The organism is Streptococcus sp. HMSC34B10, from assembly GCF_001839505.1.
GTDB lineage: Bacteria > Bacillota > Bacilli > Lactobacillales > Streptococcaceae > Streptococcus > Streptococcus peroris.
This window is the reverse complement of record NZ_KV841556.1, coordinates 304550-321834: the sequence shown is the minus strand read 5'-3', so window position 1 is coordinate 321834 and position 17285 is coordinate 304550. Positions and strand designations below refer to the sequence as shown.

General features: G+C 40.2%; 18 protein-coding genes. 3 read left to right on the top strand and 15 right to left on the bottom strand.

The annotated features are described in order from the left end of the window. Positions 1 to 23: 23 nt before the first annotated feature. From HMPREF3237_RS07175 to HMPREF3237_RS07155, 5 genes are all read right to left on the bottom strand, one after another. Complete coding sequence (locus HMPREF3237_RS07175; protein WP_006145246.1) at positions 24 to 296, bottom strand: YlbG family protein; 273 nt, start codon at positions 294 to 296, stop codon at positions 24 to 26. A 76-nt stretch (positions 297 to 372) separates the two neighbouring features. Further along, positions 373 to 963, bottom strand: coding sequence for an ATP-dependent Clp protease proteolytic subunit (locus tag HMPREF3237_RS07170; RefSeq protein WP_006145241.1), 591 nt, complete (start codon positions 961 to 963; stop codon positions 373 to 375). A gap of 173 nt (positions 964 to 1136) precedes the next feature. After that, the gene (upp, locus tag HMPREF3237_RS07165) at positions 1137 to 1766 is read right to left on the bottom strand and encodes a uracil phosphoribosyltransferase (protein WP_006145239.1); all 630 of its coding nucleotides are present in this window, start codon (positions 1764 to 1766) and stop codon (positions 1137 to 1139) included. A gap of 87 nt (positions 1767 to 1853) precedes the next feature. After that, positions 1854 to 2321 carry a deoxycytidylate deaminase gene (locus HMPREF3237_RS07160; RefSeq protein WP_070889338.1) on the bottom strand — a complete coding sequence of 156 codons (468 nt, stop codon included), beginning with the start codon at positions 2319 to 2321 and terminating at the stop codon, positions 1854 to 1856. Between the two features lie 18 nt (positions 2322 to 2339). Beyond that, a complete protein-coding gene (locus tag HMPREF3237_RS07155) occupies positions 2340 to 2897 on the bottom strand; it encodes a TetR/AcrR family transcriptional regulator (protein WP_070677977.1) in 558 nt (185 codons plus the stop codon). A 124-nt stretch (positions 2898 to 3021) separates the two neighbouring features. On the opposite strand from HMPREF3237_RS07155, the gene HMPREF3237_RS07150 reads away from it, so the two are divergent. Further along, the gene (locus HMPREF3237_RS07150; RefSeq protein WP_006145236.1) at positions 3022 to 3867 is read left to right on the top strand and encodes a DegV family protein; all 846 of its coding nucleotides are present in this window, start codon (positions 3022 to 3024) and stop codon (positions 3865 to 3867) included. A 56-nt stretch (positions 3868 to 3923) separates the two neighbouring features. Continuing rightward, the gene (locus tag HMPREF3237_RS07145; RefSeq protein WP_070889337.1) at positions 3924 to 5099 is read left to right on the top strand and encodes an aminoacetone oxidase; all 1176 of its coding nucleotides are present in this window, start codon (positions 3924 to 3926) and stop codon (positions 5097 to 5099) included. Between the two features lie 41 nt (positions 5100 to 5140). On the opposite strand, the gene HMPREF3237_RS07140 is transcribed toward HMPREF3237_RS07145, so the two are convergent. Continuing rightward, on the bottom strand, positions 5141 to 5881 hold the full coding sequence (locus tag HMPREF3237_RS07140; protein ID WP_070889336.1) for a MerR family transcriptional regulator: 741 nt from the start codon (positions 5879 to 5881) through the stop codon (positions 5141 to 5143). Positions 5882 to 6113: 232 nt separating this feature from the next. On the opposite strand from HMPREF3237_RS07140, the gene HMPREF3237_RS07135 reads away from it, so the two are divergent. Beyond that, positions 6114 to 7454 carry a sodium-dependent transporter gene (locus HMPREF3237_RS07135; RefSeq protein WP_070889335.1) on the top strand — a complete coding sequence of 447 codons (1341 nt, stop codon included), beginning with the start codon at positions 6114 to 6116 and terminating at the stop codon, positions 7452 to 7454. 42 nt (positions 7455 to 7496) lie between these two features. On the opposite strand, the gene manA is transcribed toward HMPREF3237_RS07135, so the two are convergent. From manA to pyrE, 9 genes are all read right to left on the bottom strand, one after another. After that, the gene (gene manA, locus HMPREF3237_RS07130) at positions 7497 to 8441 is read right to left on the bottom strand and encodes a mannose-6-phosphate isomerase, class I (RefSeq protein WP_070889334.1); all 945 of its coding nucleotides are present in this window, start codon (positions 8439 to 8441) and stop codon (positions 7497 to 7499) included. Positions 8442 to 8591: 150 nt separating this feature from the next. Continuing rightward, positions 8592 to 9170, bottom strand: a complete 579-nt coding sequence (locus tag HMPREF3237_RS07125; protein WP_070889333.1) for a DUF3592 domain-containing protein — start codon at positions 9168 to 9170, stop codon at positions 8592 to 8594. Positions 9171 to 9324: 154 nt separating this feature from the next. Next, positions 9325 to 9672 (bottom strand): VOC family protein, encoded by a 348-nt coding sequence (locus tag HMPREF3237_RS07120; protein WP_070889332.1) that lies wholly within the window; start codon positions 9670 to 9672, stop codon positions 9325 to 9327. A gap of 109 nt (positions 9673 to 9781) precedes the next feature. Next, entirely contained in the window at positions 9782 to 11557 is a 1776-nt protein-coding gene (gene spxB / locus HMPREF3237_RS07115) for a pyruvate oxidase (protein ID WP_006145225.1), read from the bottom strand. Between the two features lie 215 nt (positions 11558 to 11772). After that, entirely contained in the window at positions 11773 to 13995 is a 2223-nt protein-coding gene (locus HMPREF3237_RS07110) for a heavy metal translocating P-type ATPase (protein ID WP_070889331.1), read from the bottom strand. Between the two features lie 10 nt (positions 13996 to 14005). Then, positions 14006 to 14377, bottom strand: coding sequence for a cupredoxin domain-containing protein (locus HMPREF3237_RS07105; protein WP_024056338.1), 372 nt, complete (start codon positions 14375 to 14377; stop codon positions 14006 to 14008). Positions 14378 to 14395: 18 nt separating this feature from the next. After that, positions 14396 to 14791: a CopY/TcrY family copper transport repressor gene (locus HMPREF3237_RS07100; protein WP_024056337.1), complete on the bottom strand. Its 396-nt coding sequence runs from the start codon at positions 14789 to 14791 to the stop codon at positions 14396 to 14398. Between the two features lie 349 nt (positions 14792 to 15140). Continuing rightward, positions 15141 to 16277, bottom strand: coding sequence for an L-lactate oxidase (gene lctO / locus HMPREF3237_RS07095; RefSeq protein ID WP_070889330.1), 1137 nt, complete (start codon positions 16275 to 16277; stop codon positions 15141 to 15143). 351 nt (positions 16278 to 16628) lie between these two features. Then, complete coding sequence (pyrE, locus tag HMPREF3237_RS07090) at positions 16629 to 17261, bottom strand: orotate phosphoribosyltransferase (protein WP_070889329.1); 633 nt, start codon at positions 17259 to 17261, stop codon at positions 16629 to 16631. Positions 17262 to 17285: the final 24 nt, after the last annotated feature.

Genomic DNA, 17285 nt, shown 5'->3' with positions numbered 1-17285 from the left:
ATTGTCAACTCATATAACTCAATTTATTCAATGATAACGTTTTCTTTATATTTATAAAGACTTCCAACAAATGGCATCTCCAATTCTTGGATATGACACAATCGAACATCCTTAATAAATTTTTCTTTTTCCAAACGATTGGCTATCTCTTCTATCTCTTGAGTAGGTGCATATAATTGTACATAACGATGTTTTTTTGAATGATAACAAATATCGCCGTAACTTTGAAGTTTTTTGGCATCACGATTATAATAAAGGTAGACAATCAAGCCAGACCGGCTCTCTTTTTCAAACATAGTAAATCCACTTTCTAAAGAATCTTTATCCCATTATAGCAAAAAAAGCAAACTCAGTCGAGTTTGCTTTAGTAGATTAATTCAAAGAATTATTGGCCATAATTTCATCGATAAATCCATATTCAAGAGTTTCTTGAGCACTCATCCAGTAATCACGTTCAGCATCTACATGGATTTGCTCAACTGATTTACCAGAATTATCTGCAAGAATTTGCTCTAAATTCTTACGGGTTTTGAGTAAGTGTTCAGCAGCAATAGCCATGTCTGACTGTTGCGTTCCGCCACCTGTACCACCCATTGGTTGGTGAATCATGTATTCAGCATTTGGAAGCATGAAGCGTTTACCTTTTGCTCCACTTGATGCAATAATTGTTCCCATGGATGCAGCCATCCCCATAACGATAGTTTGGACATCTGCCTTGATAAAGTTCATGGTATCTACAATTGCCAAACCAGCTGATACAGAACCCCCAGGAGTATTTACATAAAGGTAGATATCTTTTGTGCTATCTTGAGCATCCAAGAAAAGCAACTGGGCAATAACTGAGTTCGCCATATTGTCTTCAACTGGTCCAGTCAACATGATGATACGATCTTTTAAAAGGCGTGAGTATATATCATATGAACGTTCTCCACGACTTGTTTGTTCAATAACTACAGGAATCATTCATTTCTCCTTCTGATTTCAATATTTCTTAGTCAAACGACTCGATACAGGATTATTATATCTTTTTAGTCAAAAAAGGTCAAAATTTTGCTCTATTCTTTTAGACAGATACAAAAATTCAACCTTCTTTCGAAACTAAAACCAATTATCAGATTTAGTGTAAGCTTAGAATCTTATTTAGTTCCGAACAAACGGTCCCCAGCGTCACCAAGACCTGGAACGATGTATCCGTGTTCGTTCAAATGTTCATCCAAGGCTGCTGTAAAGATTTCAACATCTGGGTGAGCCTCTTGAAGAGCTTTTACTCCTTCTGGAGCAGAGACAAGGCAGACAAACTTAATGTTTGAAGCCCCACGCTTTTTGAGGGAATCAACAGCCAAGATTGCTGAACCACCAGTTGCAAGCATTGGATCAACCACAAAAACTTGACGTTGATTGATATCTTCAGGTAATTTTACCAAGTATTCGACTGGTTGAAGTGTTTCTTCATCACGGTACATACCAATATGGCCCACTTTAGCAGCTGGTACTAAGCTTAATAATCCATCAACCATCCCGATACCCGCTCGCAAGATTGGGACAATTGCTAGTTTTTTACCAGCAATCTGTTTTTGTACAGTCTTAGTAATAGGTGTTTCAATTTCTACATCTTCTAAAGGAAGATCACGAAGAACTTCATACCCCATCAACATGGCTATTTCATTAACTAATTCACGAAAAGCTTTTGTTGAGGTATCTGTACGACGTAAGATTGATAATTTGTGTTGAATCAATGGGTGATTGATGACTTCAAGTTTTGCCATTTATGCGTATCCTACTTTCAATTTGTTCTTCTAATTATACCAAAAAATGGTTTAAAAATCTTTCTAAACCATTTGTTTTTTCATATTCTATATCAGGTCAGTTTCCTTAATGGCTAGCTGAACTGTTTCAAGTGGTAGATGAGTCAACTCTGTTCCTTTTTCATGATAAAGGTGTTGGGCATAGTCATCCATTCGATATTGGTTAATATAAACGACCCGCTCACAGCCAACTTGTAACAATTGCTTGGTGCAGTTGAGACATGGAAAATGAGTAACATAGGCTGTGAAACCTTTTGGAACGCCACGCTCTGCCCCTTGCAAAATAGCATTTACCTCTGCATGAAGAGTGCGCACACAGTGGCCTTCAATCACTAGGCAATCATGGTCAATACAATGCTCTGTTCCTGATACAGATCCATTATAACCTGTTGAAATAACCTTGTTATCCTTGACTAAAACGGCCCCTACCTTAGCACGTTTACAAGTTGAACGATTAGCAATCAATAAAGCTTGAGCAGCAAAATACTCATCCCAAGCCAGTCTTTTCTCTATCATAGCTTCTTTCCTCTTGATTTATTTTTTAAAAAATGGCAAGCGCAAATCTGCGATTTTTTCAGCAGGAACCTTCATCCCATCCTTGATCCATTTAAGTAAAACCGATACGATAGCGGAACTCCAAAAAGAATGCAGATAGCTACTGACTCCTTTAGATTTTCCATAATATTTTTCTAAAAATTCTTGCATAGCTTGCACAAAGATTTTTTCTAAGTGATAATCTAGGGCAAGTTGAATAACCTTAGCTTCTTTCTTGGCTTCTCGAAAGAGGTGAACCCAAACCAGATAAAGGTCTGTTTTGACATCGTAATGGCTCAATTGCTCCATGATGTTATGGACGCTCCGCTTAAAGACACTTTCTAAAATCTCTTCTTTGGATTCATAGTTTCGATAAAAGGCTGCACGAGAAACGCCAGCACGCTTAACTAACTCAGAAATGCTAATCTTAGCTAACTCCTTTTTCTCCAAGAGTTGCAAAAGAGCTGTTTCAATCGCTTCTCTGGTTAGCAAATTAGATTCTTGATTTGATTTTCTTAGGTTCTCAAGCGATTTTTCAGATATTTTACGTTCAGACATAACAATTTCTTTCTACTTGTGACAACAGAGAGGTACTACTTTTGTTTCAAGGGCTTTCATGATATAATTGTAAAAAAAGACAGAACCTTTGTCAATGTATAAGTGATAAAGATGGAGAATTTCTATGACTTGGAAGATTGTAGCTGACTCTGGTTGTGATTATCGCCAACTGGCAAACCTTGCTTCTGATACTGAGTTTGTCAGTGTCCCATTAACGATTCAGGTAGCAGATACAGTATTTACCGATGATGCCAATCTGGATATTGATCAGATGATGGAAACCATGTATGCTACTTCTGAAGCTTCTAAATCAGCCTGCCCTAGTCCAGATGATTATTTAAGAGCATTCGAAGGTGCCAAACATATTTTTGTAGTAACTATCACTGGAACTCTGTCTGGTAGCCACAATAGTGCTCAATTAGCAAAGAATATTTATCTCGAAGAACACCCTGACGCACAGATTCATGTTATTGATAGTTTGTCTGCTGGTGGGGAGGTTGACTTAATTGTTGAGAAAATCAATGACTTGATCAACCAAGGACTTTCTTTTGAAGAAGTCGTTGAAGTTATTACTACTTATCAAGAAAAAACCAAGTTGTTGTTCGTTCTTGCTAAAGTTGATAACCTTGTTAAAAACGGACGCTTAAGCAAACTGATTGGAACAGTTGTTGGACTTCTCAATATTCGTATGGTGGGCGAAGCAAGTGAAACCGGAACCTTAGAACTACTCCAAAAAGCTCGTGGTGCTAAAAAGTCTCTTCAAGCTGCCTATGAAGAGTTAATTAAAGCTGGCTATGCTGGTGGGCGTATCGTCATGGCTCACCGCAGCAATGAAAAATTCTGCCAACAGCTCTCAGAGCTTTTGCGTGAAAAATTCCCAGCAGCAAATATTAAAATCATTCCAACTTCTGGACTTTGTAGTTTTTATGCTGAAGAGGGTGGTCTTCTCATGGGATATGAAATCAACTAATAAATCAGACAAGAGATGACTTATCATCTCTTGTTTTTTTATGGTACAATATTTCTATGAAACATTTTGATACGATTGTCATCGGAGGTGGTCCTGCTGGAATGATGGCTACTATTTCCAGTAGCTTTTACGGGCAGAAAACGCTTCTCATCGAAAAAAATCGAAAACTTGGAAAAAAATTAGCCGGAACTGGTGGTGGTCGTTGCAACGTCACCAACAATGGAACCCTAGATGACCTATTAGCCGGCATTCCCGGAAATGGGCGCTTTCTTTACAGCGTCTTCTCCCAGTTCGATAACCATGATATCATTAATTTTTTCACGGAAAATGGGGTCAAACTAAAAGTAGAAGACCATGGACGCGTCTTTCCAGCCAGTGACAAATCTCGGACCATTATCGAAGCACTGGAAAAGAAAATCACGGAGCTAGGCGGACAAGTCATGACTCAAACAGAGATTGTTTCTGTAAAAAAGATCGACGACCAGTTTGTCCTTAAGTCAGCAGACCAGACCTTCACTTGTGATAAACTCATTGTCACAACAGGTGGCAAATCTTATCCTTCTACTGGCTCTACTGGTTTTGGTCATGAGATTGCGCGTCATTTCAAACATACCATCACCGAACTTGAGGCGGCCGAGAGTCCCTTATTGACGGATTTCCCACACAAGGCCTTGCAGGGAATTTCTCTAGATGATGTGACTCTAAGCTATGGCAAGCACGTCATTACTCATGATCTGCTCTTTACCCACTTTGGTTTATCAGGCCCTGCTGCTCTACGTATGTCAAGCTTTATCAAGGGTGGTGAAATCCTCTCTTTAGATGTCTTGCCACAACTTTCTGAAAGTGACTTAGTAAATTTTCTAGAAGAAAACCGTGAAAAATCCTTGAAAAACGCCTTGAATACTTTGCTCCCAGAACGCTTGGCAGAATTCTCTGGGCAAGGCTACCCAGAAAAAGTCAAACAGCTAACTGAAAAAGAACGTGACCAGCTTGTCCAATCTATCAAGGCTCTCAAAATTCCTGTGACTGGTAAGATGTCCTTGGCTAAATCCTTTGTGACCAAAGGAGGTGTTAGTCTCAAGGAAATCAATCCTAAAACACTGGAAAGTAAATTGGTTCCTGGACTTCACTTTGCTGGCGAGGTACTAGATATCAATGCCCACACAGGTGGCTTTAACATCACTTCCGCCCTCTGTACCGGCTGGGTGGCAGGAAGCTTGCATTTTGACTAAACTTAAAAGTAAGAAATCGGCAGAGATTACTCCGCCGATTTTTATTTTGTCTGAGTTCGAACATAGTGGGCAATAACATCTGAAGTGTATTGAGCTGTTCCAGGTCCAAATTTATCAATGTTTTCCTTGAACTCTGGATTATAGACATATCCTTGGCCGATATAACCGAAGACCTCCATAGAGCAGTCAAATCCATAAGTACGAATAGCTTGCAAGAGCTTGGTTGCTTCCTCTTGGTTTTCAGATGCTGTTATCGGCAGACCATCTTTGAGATTTTGAGCTAAGCTTTGAAAGACTTGATTAAAGGCTGTTGCAGCCTCATCCTCTCGTCCTTTTTGACGCTCAAGGGCTTGATCCATAACTTCTTGGCCATACTTGTCTACCGCCTCTTGGTGGTATTTTTGATTGTCTTGATAGCTAAATCCAGTGAATTTTTCTTGAATGGTCATTTTTCTTTCTCCTTTCTGTTCTTGAATGGTTTTCTGTAAGGTTGAAATTAAGGTATCCAGATGTTGTCTTTCTCGAGTCAGGTAATCCAACTGTCTTGCCAAATGTGGTAACAAGTCCGTCTTTTCTTCCTTCAATAGCTCTGCTATTTTTTCTAAAGAAAAGCCTAGATATTTGTAATAAAGAATGACCTGAAGTCGTTCCAAATCATCCTGACTATAGGTTCGATAGCCATTTTCTGACTTTAACGGAACCAAGAGTCCTATCTTGTCATAGTGATGCAGGGTCTTGACGGAGACACCTGAAAGTTGAGCAGCTTCTTTGATATGGTACATGATTTCCTCCTCACATGAATAGTATATCCCCTTACCTTAGGGTAGAGTCAAGTATTTTATCATATTTTTTATGAAAATATGATAATCGCTTTCTTGACAGACTTCAAAAATCATGATAGGATAATCAAGTCTATCAATCAAATAAAAAGCTCATTCAGAGCAATTGAGAGAAGGCTATTTGACGATTTCAAGTAGCCTTTTCTTATTTTAAAAATAGATTGGAGTTTTAACGATGTCTGAAAAATCGCAATGGGGATCAAAACTGGGCTTCATCCTTGCATCTGCTGGTTCTGCTATTGGTCTTGGAGCTGTTTGGAAGTTTCCTTACATGACTGCAACTAATGGTGGAGGAGGATTTTTACTGGTCTTTCTCATTTCGACACTGTTGATTGGATTTCCTCTCTTACTGGCTGAATTTGCTCTTGGTCGAAGCGCTGGCGTATCAGCAATCAAAACCTTTGGCAAGCTTGGAAACAATCAAAAGTACAACTTTATTGGTTGGATTGGTGCCTTCGCCCTTTTCATCCTTCTCTCATTTTATAGTGTCATTGGAGGTTGGATTCTGGTATACCTTGGTATCAAGATTGGGAGATTATTCCACCTGATTGGTAATGGAGATTATGCTCAGCAATTCTCTTCCATCATTTCGAATCCAGTCATTGCGCTTGGAGCCCAAGCATTCTTCATTTTCTTGAATATTTTCATAGTATCACACGGTGTTCAAAAAGGGATTGAAAGAGCATCTAAGGTTATGATGCCCCTACTCTTTATTATCTTTGTTGTTATTATCGGGCGTTCTCTTAGTTTGCCAAACGCTATGGAAGGGGTCAAATACTTCCTCAAACCGGACTTTTCAAAACTGACAAGTGCTGGACTACTTTATGCCCTAGGGCAATCTTTCTTTGCCCTGTCCCTTGGAGTTACAGCCATGCTGACCTACGCTTCTTACTTGGATAAGAAGACCAATCTGGTTCAATCAGGAATTTCCATCGTAGCCTTGAACATCTCAGTTTCTATCATGGCGGGACTTGCGATTTTCCCTGCTATGTCAGCCTTTAATATCCAATCTGAAGGTGGACCGAGTCTCCTCTTTATCGTTTTACCACAACTCTTTGACAAGATGCCTTTAGGTACGATTTTCTATATTCTCTTTCTCTTGCTTTTCATCTTTGCGACGATAACCTCTTCAGTCGTTATGCTTGAGATCAACGTTGGTAACATCACCAACCAAGACAATCGTAAGCGTGCCAAGTGGAGTATGATTTTAGGAGTTTTAACTTTTGTCTTTGGTATTCCTTCAGCTCTATCACATGGTGTGATGACTGATGTCCATATCTTTGGGAAAACCTTCTTTGATGCCATGGATTTCTTGGTTTCCAATCTCCTCATGCCTTTTGGTGCCCTTTGCTTGTCCCTCTTTACAGGCTATATCTTTAAAAAAACACTCGCTATGGAGGAATTGCATCTTGATGAAACACCATGGAAACAAGGACTTTTCCAAGTCTGGCTCTTCCTACTTCGTTTCATCATCCCAATTATCATCATTGTGGTCTTTATCGCCCAATTTATGTAAATACAAAAAAAAGACTTGAGAATATCTCTCAAGCCTTTTTTATTATGGATGGCTTACAATCAATTCTAAATCTGATCCTTCCAAGGTCCAAGCTTCAACATCACTTGGAAGGATAAAGTGGCTACCTTTTTGAATTGGATAGTCTTTTCCGTCTACAGTCAGTTTCCCTTGACCAGCTAAGACGCTAAACAAGCTGTAGTCAGCCGTCTTCTCAAATTCAACTTTTCCTGTGATTTCCCACTTGTAAACTGCAAAGAAATCATTAGAAACAAGTAAAGTCGAACGCAAATCATCTGCTTTGACAGTCACAGGACGGCTGTTAGCTGGCTCACCAATATTTAAAACATCGATGGATTTTTCGAGGTGAAGCTCGCGTAAGTTGCCATTGTCATCCTTGCGATCAAAATCATAAACTCGGTAGGTGGTATCACTAGACTGTTGCGTTTCAAGGATTAAGATACCTGCACCGATAGCATGCATGGTTCCACTTGGTACATAGAAGAAATCTCCAGCCTTAACAGGAATCTTTGTCAGCAAGGCATCCCAGTTCTTATCCTCGATTTGCTGACGGAGTTCTTCTTTTGACTTAGCAGTGTGACCATAGATAATCTCTGAACCCTCATCTGCAGCGATGATGTACCAGCACTCTGTCTTTCCAAGTTCGCCTTCATGCTCTAGTCCATAAGCATCGTCTGGATGAACTTGGACACTGAGCCAGTCATTGGCATCAAGGATTTTAGTCAAGAGTGGAAATACTGACTCTGGACGGTTGCCAAATAACTCACGGTGTTCCGCATACAAAGTAGCGAGATCTGTTCCTTGATAGCGGCCATTGGCTACCTTAGATACTCCATTTGGATGAGCTGAGATTGCCCAATATTCTCCGATTTTTTCACTAGGAATGTCGTAGCCAAACTCATCACGTAGTTTAGTCCCACCCCAAATTTTTTCTTGCATAACTGATTGTAAAAATAATGGTTCTGACATCTTATTCTCCTGTCTGATTTTTCTCCCCTCATTATAGCAAAAAAAGAGTTCTAGTTGAACTCTTTTTCATATCTTATAAATTAGGGAGAAGATTTTGTAAAAATAGTAACGATATGGATTTCATACTTTTGATAAATCTACAAGAAACTATTAGTTCATAAGATTTGGAAGAATTAACATGATAAAGAAAGCTAGAGCAACCATCAGAAAAACAAGGAAATAAACTAAACATTTAGTCAACCATGCATAACGACCTGGTTTTAAAGGTCTTTCTACATAGGAATGTTTTGGTTTTTTAGGGTCATAATAAACAGTTACATTTCCACCAATTGGGAATCGTTCCATTAAAGGTGATTTTGTTAAAGAGATGAAACTGTTCCTATAAATCTTGTATCTTAAAACCTGAGGAATTTCCCCATCTTCAAAATTATCCATTTTGACATCAGATACGATTGACCCCAAGGGAGTACTGATTGTATTTGAAATCGCATATAGAAATTTCGGCCCTAAAACCTTGTATCGGTTCCCATCAACAGTGTACTCAACCACTGGGAGACTAATCCCGTTATAAAGAGCATAGGAATATCGGATAATAACTCCTTCCGTTCTTTCGGTGCATCTCTTGGCATTTCTGTAATTACTAAAGATAAAAATGTCGAACATGAAATAGGTGAAGGCAGCAAAGCCTAAAACCATTAAACCAAATAATAGAAAGAAAATTGTGGGCATTTTTTTCTCCTTAGAATATTGTTATGAAGCTATTTTAACAAATTTAACAAAAAAGACAAGAAAAAAAAGACCGGATTGCTCCGATCTTTCAATAGTTCATATTCGCACATTCTGTTTTAAGAATCATTAAGGTTAACTTCAAATGACTAGCATCCTATTTCATACGATAAAAATCAATGACTAGACCAGCAGGGCCTTTAACTAATAAGGACTCTGTACCCCAATCCGTTTCACAAGGACCGTGTAAAATCTCGGTACCAATCTCTTTTAACCGCTTTTGATTCTGTTCCAAATCTTCAACTTCAATGTGTAGGATGATTCCTGACTGAAAATTTTCCAGAGGTATCAAATGGCTTTGTGAGAACATAAGACAGTGACTGCCAATCGTGAACTGAGCAAAACTGTTATCAACATAGTCTGCCTTCTTATCCAAAATACGCTCCAAGTCAGCACAGACTTGGGGAACATTTAAAACGATGATATCCAATTGATTTAAATTCATTTACTGTCCTCCATAAAAAGACCGGATTTCCCCGGTCTTTTAAGATTCTCTCTATGAAAATCAAAGTATAAAATCTACAATGTTTACATTTGATTTTCGACGAGAGGAATTATTTAATTGCGCGTGATTGCAATCCTTCTTCTTCCAAGAAGAGGCGGAATGGTACGAGTTCTTCTGCTTCGTATTTTTCCTTGAAGGCTTTGATAGCTTCTTCTGAGTGTTGTTTTGGATCCAACTCAAGTACTTCTACTGGAAGTGGACGATGTGGAGTGATATGAGCATCGATAACAACAGTTTTACCTTCTTTGTTGAGTTTCACAGCTTCTGCAACAACAGCATCGATATCTTCGATACGGTCAACTGTAAATCCTACAGCACCTTGCGCTTCAGCGATTTTCGCATAGTCAGCATTAGAGAAGTCACAACCAAACAAGTGTTTGTTTGTGTCTTCGTATTTGTCCTTGATGAAGGCATATTTACCATTTGAGAAGACAACGTTGATAACTGGAAGGTCGTATTGAACGTTTGTGATAACGTCTGGGTAGCACATGTTGAATGCACCGTCACCCATGATGTTCCATACTTGGCGATCTGGATTGTCTTTCTTAGCAGCGATACCACCAGGAAGGGCAATACCCATTGTCGCAAAGAGTGGAGATGTACGCCACATGTTCTTAGGTGTCATGTGAAGGTGACGAGTAGATGTTTGAGTAGTGTCACCTACGTCGATTGAGTAAATAGCGTCTTGATCAGCATGTTTGTTGATTGCATTGTAAACTTGATACAATTGCAATTCACCCTCAGTTTTACCTTCGAGTTTGTTCATGTAATCGCGCCAGTTTTGGTTGTTCTTCACGTTTGCACGCCACCATGGAGTAGACTCAACTGGGTTTACTTTATCAAAGATAGCTTTAGCTGCTTGACCTGCATCACCAAGGATTGAAGCGTCAAGGGCGTGACGTTTACCAAGTTTGTAAGGGTCGATATCCACTTGGATGAATTTTTCAGTGTTCTTGAATGCTTCGTAAACTTCAGCAAATGGGAAGTTTGAACCAAGGAAAAGAACTGTGTCTGCTTCAAAGACCACTTCGTTGGCTGGTTTCCAACCAACACGGTAAGCAGAACCTGTCAAACCTTCGTAGTTCCATTCGAAAGCTTCGAAGTTTTTACCAGTTGTGATGATTGGTGCTTTGATTTTACGTGACAATTCAGTAATCACTTCACCAGCTTTCACACCACCGTAACCAGCATAGATAACTGGACGTTCAGCATTGTTCAAGATTTCAACTGCTTTGTCAATTTCAGTTTCATTCAAAGCAGGAGCGATAAATGAACGTTCGTATGAACCTGAACCGTAGTATGAGTTTTCGTCGATTTCTTGGAAACCAAAGTTTACTGGAATTTCAACAACAGCTGGACCTTTTTTAGAAACGGCAGCACGGCAAGCTTCGTCAATGACTTTTGGCAATTGTTCTGCGTAAGCTACACGTTTGTTGTAAACAGCGATACCGTTGTACATTGGGTTTTGGTTAAGCTCTTGGAAGGCATCCAAGTTCAACTCGTTAACTGGACGTGATCCAAGAATAGCAAGAAATGGAGTGTTATCCATAGCTGCATCGTAAACACCATTGATCAAGTGAGTCGCACCAGGTCCACCTGAACCAACTGCAACCCCGATAGAGCCACCAAATTTAGCTTGCATAACCGCTGCAAGTGCACCAGTTTCTTCGTGACGAACTTGCAAGAAACGGATATCTTTGTCTTCAGCCAAAGCGTCCATTAGGGAGCTAAGTGTTCCTGATGGAATACCGTAGATAGTATCTACGCCCCAGGTTTTCAATACATTAAGCATCGCTGCAGATGCAGTAATTTTTCCTTGAGTCATAAGTATAACTCTCCTTAAATTAATATTGTCATTTACAAAAAGCGCTTTTATATGTTATTTGAAAACGATTCAGTAAATTTACAATCCTAATTTATCACATTTGTTTTCAGATTCATAAGAATTTGCTCAGAAACTTTCATTCTCTATTACAGTACAGTTTGGAAGCGTTTCGAAAATCTGTTTTAGAATAGAAAAAAGCGGTTAAGACCGCCTTTTTAATCGACTTTAGTAAAATTAAGCATGAGAGAGCTAATTAAAACAGATACTGAACTAAAGGCCATGGCCAATCCTGCAAGTTCTGGATTGAGGGTCAATCCCAGTCCTACAAAGACTCCAGCAGCAATTGGAATCCCAAGGATATTGTAGATAGAGGCCCAGAAGAGATTGAGTAAGATCCTGCGGAAGGTCTTTTGACTCATGTCAAAGGCGCGCACAACGCCAAGCAAATCATTTTGCGTGAGCACGATGCCACCGGACTCGATCGCAATATCCGTTCCAGATCCCATAGCGATCCCCACATCCGCGATCGAGAGAGCTGGAGCATCATTGATCCCATCTCCAACAAAGGCGACCTTGCTAGTTTCTTGCAGTTTTTGGATGGCGCTAGCTTTTTCTTGAGGAAGGACATCAGCAATGACGGTGTCAATTCCCACTTGCTTAGCAATAGCTTGGGCCACCCGTTCATTATCCCCCGTTAACATGACCGTTTTCAAGCCCCGTTCTTTGAGCTTTTTGATCGCTTCTTTTGAGCTGGCCTTCGGAGCATCTTGAATGGCAATCAAGCCAATCACTTGCCCATCCACAGACAAACTGATCACTGTTTTGGCCTGCTCTTGCAACTCTACCATCCGTTTTTCAAGCTCCGGATCCATCGCTGTCCCGTCATGAAGTTTGCCATTTCCCAAGGTCACCAACTGCTGGTCGATCTGACCTTGGACCCCTTTTCCTTCAATCGCTTGGAAGTTTTCCACAGGGGATAACACCAAACCTTTTTCTTCTGCTTGGGATAACACCGCTTGGGCTAGTGGATGTTCTGAAAAAGTTTCAAGACTAGCAGCCAGTGTCAAGACACGCGCTTCATCTCCTACAACATCGGTTACAAGTGGTTGGCCAATGGTAATAGTCCCTGTCTTATCAAACACAACGGTTTGAATCTTTTGCACTTCTTGAAGAACTGTTCCATTTTTAATCAGAACCCCCATCTTGGCACTACGGCCGGTTCCGACCATCAGGGCTGTTGGGGTTGCTAAACCAAGGGCACAAGGACAGGCAATAATGAGGACAGAGACTGCATAGAGCATGGCCTCTTGAAGCGACGCGCCCAGAAGCACGGACCAAACCCAGAAAGTCGCAATGGCCAAAATCGTCACCACTGGAACAAAGATACCTGAAATCTTATCCGTCAAATCTTGAATGGGAGCACGACTGGATTGGGCCATTTTGACAAAGTCCACAATTTGAGATAAGAGGGTCTCACTACCGACTTTTTCAGCCTTAAAGAGAATGGTCCCATTGCTGTTGATAGTGGAGCCGATAACTGCATCACCAACTGATTTTTCTACAGGCAAGCTTTCACCTGTCACCATCGACTCATCAATGGTCGTACTTCCTTCTACAATCGTCCCATCAACCGCAATCTTTTCCCCAGGACGGACCCGAATCAAGTCATCAATTTGGATATCTTCTGCCGCCACCTCGACATAGTTCCCATCACGGAGAACTTGAGCCGTTTTTGCCTGCAAATCCAACAACTTTTCCACAGCCTCGGAGGCATTGTTACGCATCCGTTCCTCAAAGACTTGTCCTAAGAGGATAAAGAAGATGATAAAACCCGCAGCCTCAAAGTATACTGGCTGACCAGTAAAAAGGGCAAATACACTATAGACATAGGCTACCAGGGTTCCAAGAGCTACCAAGGTATCCATATTGGAATGGTGCTTCTTAAATGAGGCCCAGGCACTCTTGATAAAAGGAACTCCTGCTACCAACATGATCGGTGTTGTCGCTAGAAAAGTCCCCCAGTGACTGACTGAATGGGATACAAATCCTGCCATCATCCCGATCATCAAGATCAATAAAGGAAGAGTAAAGATACTAGTAATCCAAAAGCGACCCAGTAAACCTAAGACACGACGGCGTTTTTCCACAACCGTGTAGGAACCCTTTTGCATCTTCATTCCACATGAAAACTCGAAGTCCCCTGTTTCTGTCGGGGTAAAGGATATCACCTTATCCACACCGACTTCCAAAGGCTCTAAAATCCCCTGATCTTCAAACAAAATTTCCTTGTAACAGCCGGAAGGATTGACCCGATGGAAGGTGATTTCAGCAGGGATCCCTTTTTGAAGTTGAAATTCTTTGGGACTATAGCCCTTTTCTGCTGTAATACGGATCTTTTGCACTCCGTTTTCCACAACTGCTTTTTGTTTTTCTACCATACCTACTCCTTTATTCCACAATCATTTGACCATGCATCATGTTCATTCCACATGAATACCCATATTCGCCCGCTTTTTCTGGCGTAATTTCAATGACATGTTTTTCACCTAAAGGCAAATCTTCATGAACGCCAAAATCTGGAAAGATCACTTGAGCCAGACATGAAGATGGATCCTTGCGATTAAAGATGATCCGGGCTGGAACATTTTTTTTCAGGACAATGGTTTCAGGCGAATAGCCCCCCATGACTTCGACTTCAATTTCTTGATAACCTGATTTCTGACGAGCGTGGCCGCTTACCTTTTCATGCTCTGCAAAGAACCACCAAGCAATAAAAGCAACCAAAAGTAAACAAACAATACTAATTAACAATCCAAACATGGAATTTCCTTCTTTCTATTACATACAATTGCAGCGGACTGTTGCGACAGCCTCTGCTTTCTTTTCTTCGAGGACCTGCTGCAGCTGATTAAGATCTGCAAGCGTAAAGTCACTCTCCTGAATCAAGTTTTCAAGCACCTGGACAATTCTTTTTGAGCAAACCTTGTCTTTCACCTCCTCAACCACCAAGTCTAAACTCTGGTCCTGCTTCAACAAAGCCGAGTAGACAAAGGCTTTGCCAGATTTTTCTCTGGTCAGACAGCCCTTTTCAACCAAGCGCGTCAAGAGGGTCTTGATGGTCGACTTGGACCAGTCAAAGCGCTCGGACAAGACGGCGATCAAATCCCTGCTGGTCTGCTTGCCTTCCATCCAGATAATTTTCATGATGCGCCATTCCGCATTGGAAATTTGCATGGCTTCTCCTTTCTAAATCTACATTTGTAAATTATAAATATGAGTATACTCTGAAAATTTACATTTGTCAACTATAAAGTTAATACATTCTGCTTTTTTCTCCTCATTACAAATTTACCAAAACATCTGCATAATCATCTCCTCCAAAATCTACATTTGTCAATCACAATTATTACTATACTCCTAAAATCTACATTTGTCAACTAAATTTCCTAAAAATTTTAAAATAATTTAAAATGTATTAAAATTTTTTCTTATATACTCGTTAAGTTCACTTTTTAAACTCTCTTTCATGTTTACAAAGACATAACTCAAAAACCTCCACTTGGAGTGGAGGTTTTCTACTTTATCAATACAATTTTAAGTCACGAGGATCAACTGGGAAAGTTGGATTGTATGGATTGTGACGAAGTTTGAAGTGTTTCACATCTTCAATAGTTTGTGTTCCAGATAACTGCATGACTGTCTTCAATTCTGCATTCAAGTGCTCAAATACTTGACGGACACCAACACTACCACCAAGAGCCAAACCATAAATAACAGGACGCCCAATAGCTACCAAGTCAGCTCCTGAAGCCAAGGCTTTAAAGACATGTTGACCACGACGAATACCAGAGTCAAAGACAATTGGTACACGTTTGTCAACTGCTTCTGCTACTTCTTGAAGTGAGTCAAAGGCGGCTGGGCCACCATCGATTTGACGTCCACCGTGGTTGGTTACCCAGATACCAGATGCACCTGCAGCAAGAGAACGTTCAACATCTTCACGGCATTGAGGACCTTTAACGTAAACGGGTAGACCTGAGTATTCAGCGATGAATTCTACATCTCGTGGAGAGAGACGTTGTTTAGCTGATTTATAAACAAAGTCCATTGACTTACCAGCACCTTCAGGTAGGTATTCTTCTACGATTGGCATCCCAACTGGGAAGACGAAACCATTACGTTTATCAACTTCACGATTGCCCCCCACGGTTGCGTCTGCAGTCAAGACAATTGCCTTATACCCTTCAGCTTTAACACGATCCATGATATGGCGGTTAATCCCATCATCTTTACTAAAGTAAAATTGGAACCAATGTGGTGTTCCTTGAAGGGCTTGCGTAATTTCTGGCAGATCTACTGTTGAGTATGAGCTGGTTGTATAGAGAGAACCAAATTCATGCACACCACGTGCAGTAGCTACTTCCCCTTGTTCATTTGCTAATTTATGAGCCGCAACAGGAGCCATAATGATTGGTGAAGATAGTTTTTCACCTGCAAATTCAATCTCTGTACTTGGATTTTCCACATCACAAAGCGTATGCGGAACGATGAGTTTGTGGTTAAAGGCACGGATGTTCTCCCGTAAAGTAAAGGTATCTTCCGCTCCACTAGCGATATAACCAAATGCTGCCTTTGGAATAACTTGTTGCGCCATAGGCTCCAAATCGTAGGTGTTAATGAAATCTACAGGTCCTTCTGCATTGCTTGTTTTATATGACATAAAATATCCTCCTTGTTGAGTAAGCGTTTACTTATTCTTACATAAACATCTTAACTCTTTTTCATGATCTTTTCAAAACATTTGCCTGGAAATTTCATCCTACAGACATGGTAAATAATTTCTATCATTATGATAAAAATACATATTATTCCTAGATGAATAAATGCCAATAGTTTTTGATAATGAATAACTTCCTCCTGTAAGCTAGTATCATTAATATCTACACTAAAATTTTTTAAAAATGAATTTCTTTTTAAAACAAATCATAACCACCCGTTAAGCGGATGGTTATGATTTTAGATATAATATTTCAGTTAAAATCGGAGTTTAAAGCTTTGTAATTTCAATAGATTAAGCTTTTTGCCAATTTTCTTGGTCTTCTTTGAAACGTTTTAGGAGATCGAGCCCTTCTGGTGTGATATAGCCTTCTTCTTGTGCTAGGTGAATGAGCTCACTGTAGTTTGAAAGAGTCACTAGTTTGACACCAGCATCCGCAAAGTTTTTATCTGCTTTTGGTAATTGATAGCTGAAGATAGCCACGACACCAAGCACATCTGCTCCTTCACGTTTAGCAGCTGCTACGGCTTCAAGAACCGAACCACCAGTTGAAATCAAATCTTCAACAACGACCATTTTTTGCCCTTGAGCTACACGGCCTTCGATTTGGTTTCCAGCACCATGATCTTTTGGTTTGCTACGGATATAAGCAAATGGCAGATTCATCTTGTCAGCAATGATGGCACCGTGAGGAATTCCTGCTGTGGCTGTTCCTGCAATCACTTCTACCTCTGGGAATTCTGCTTTAATAGCTTCCACAAAACCATTTTCAATCAAGGTACGAGTTTCTGGATAAGCAAGGGTCACACGGTTATCTGTATAAATCGGTGACTTGATACCTGATGCCCATGTGAAAGGTTCTTCTGGTTTGAGATAAACGGCTTGAATTTTCAATAGATGGCTAGCAATGTCTTTAGCAAGTGTCATGGTTTTCTCCTTTTGTTTTTATAA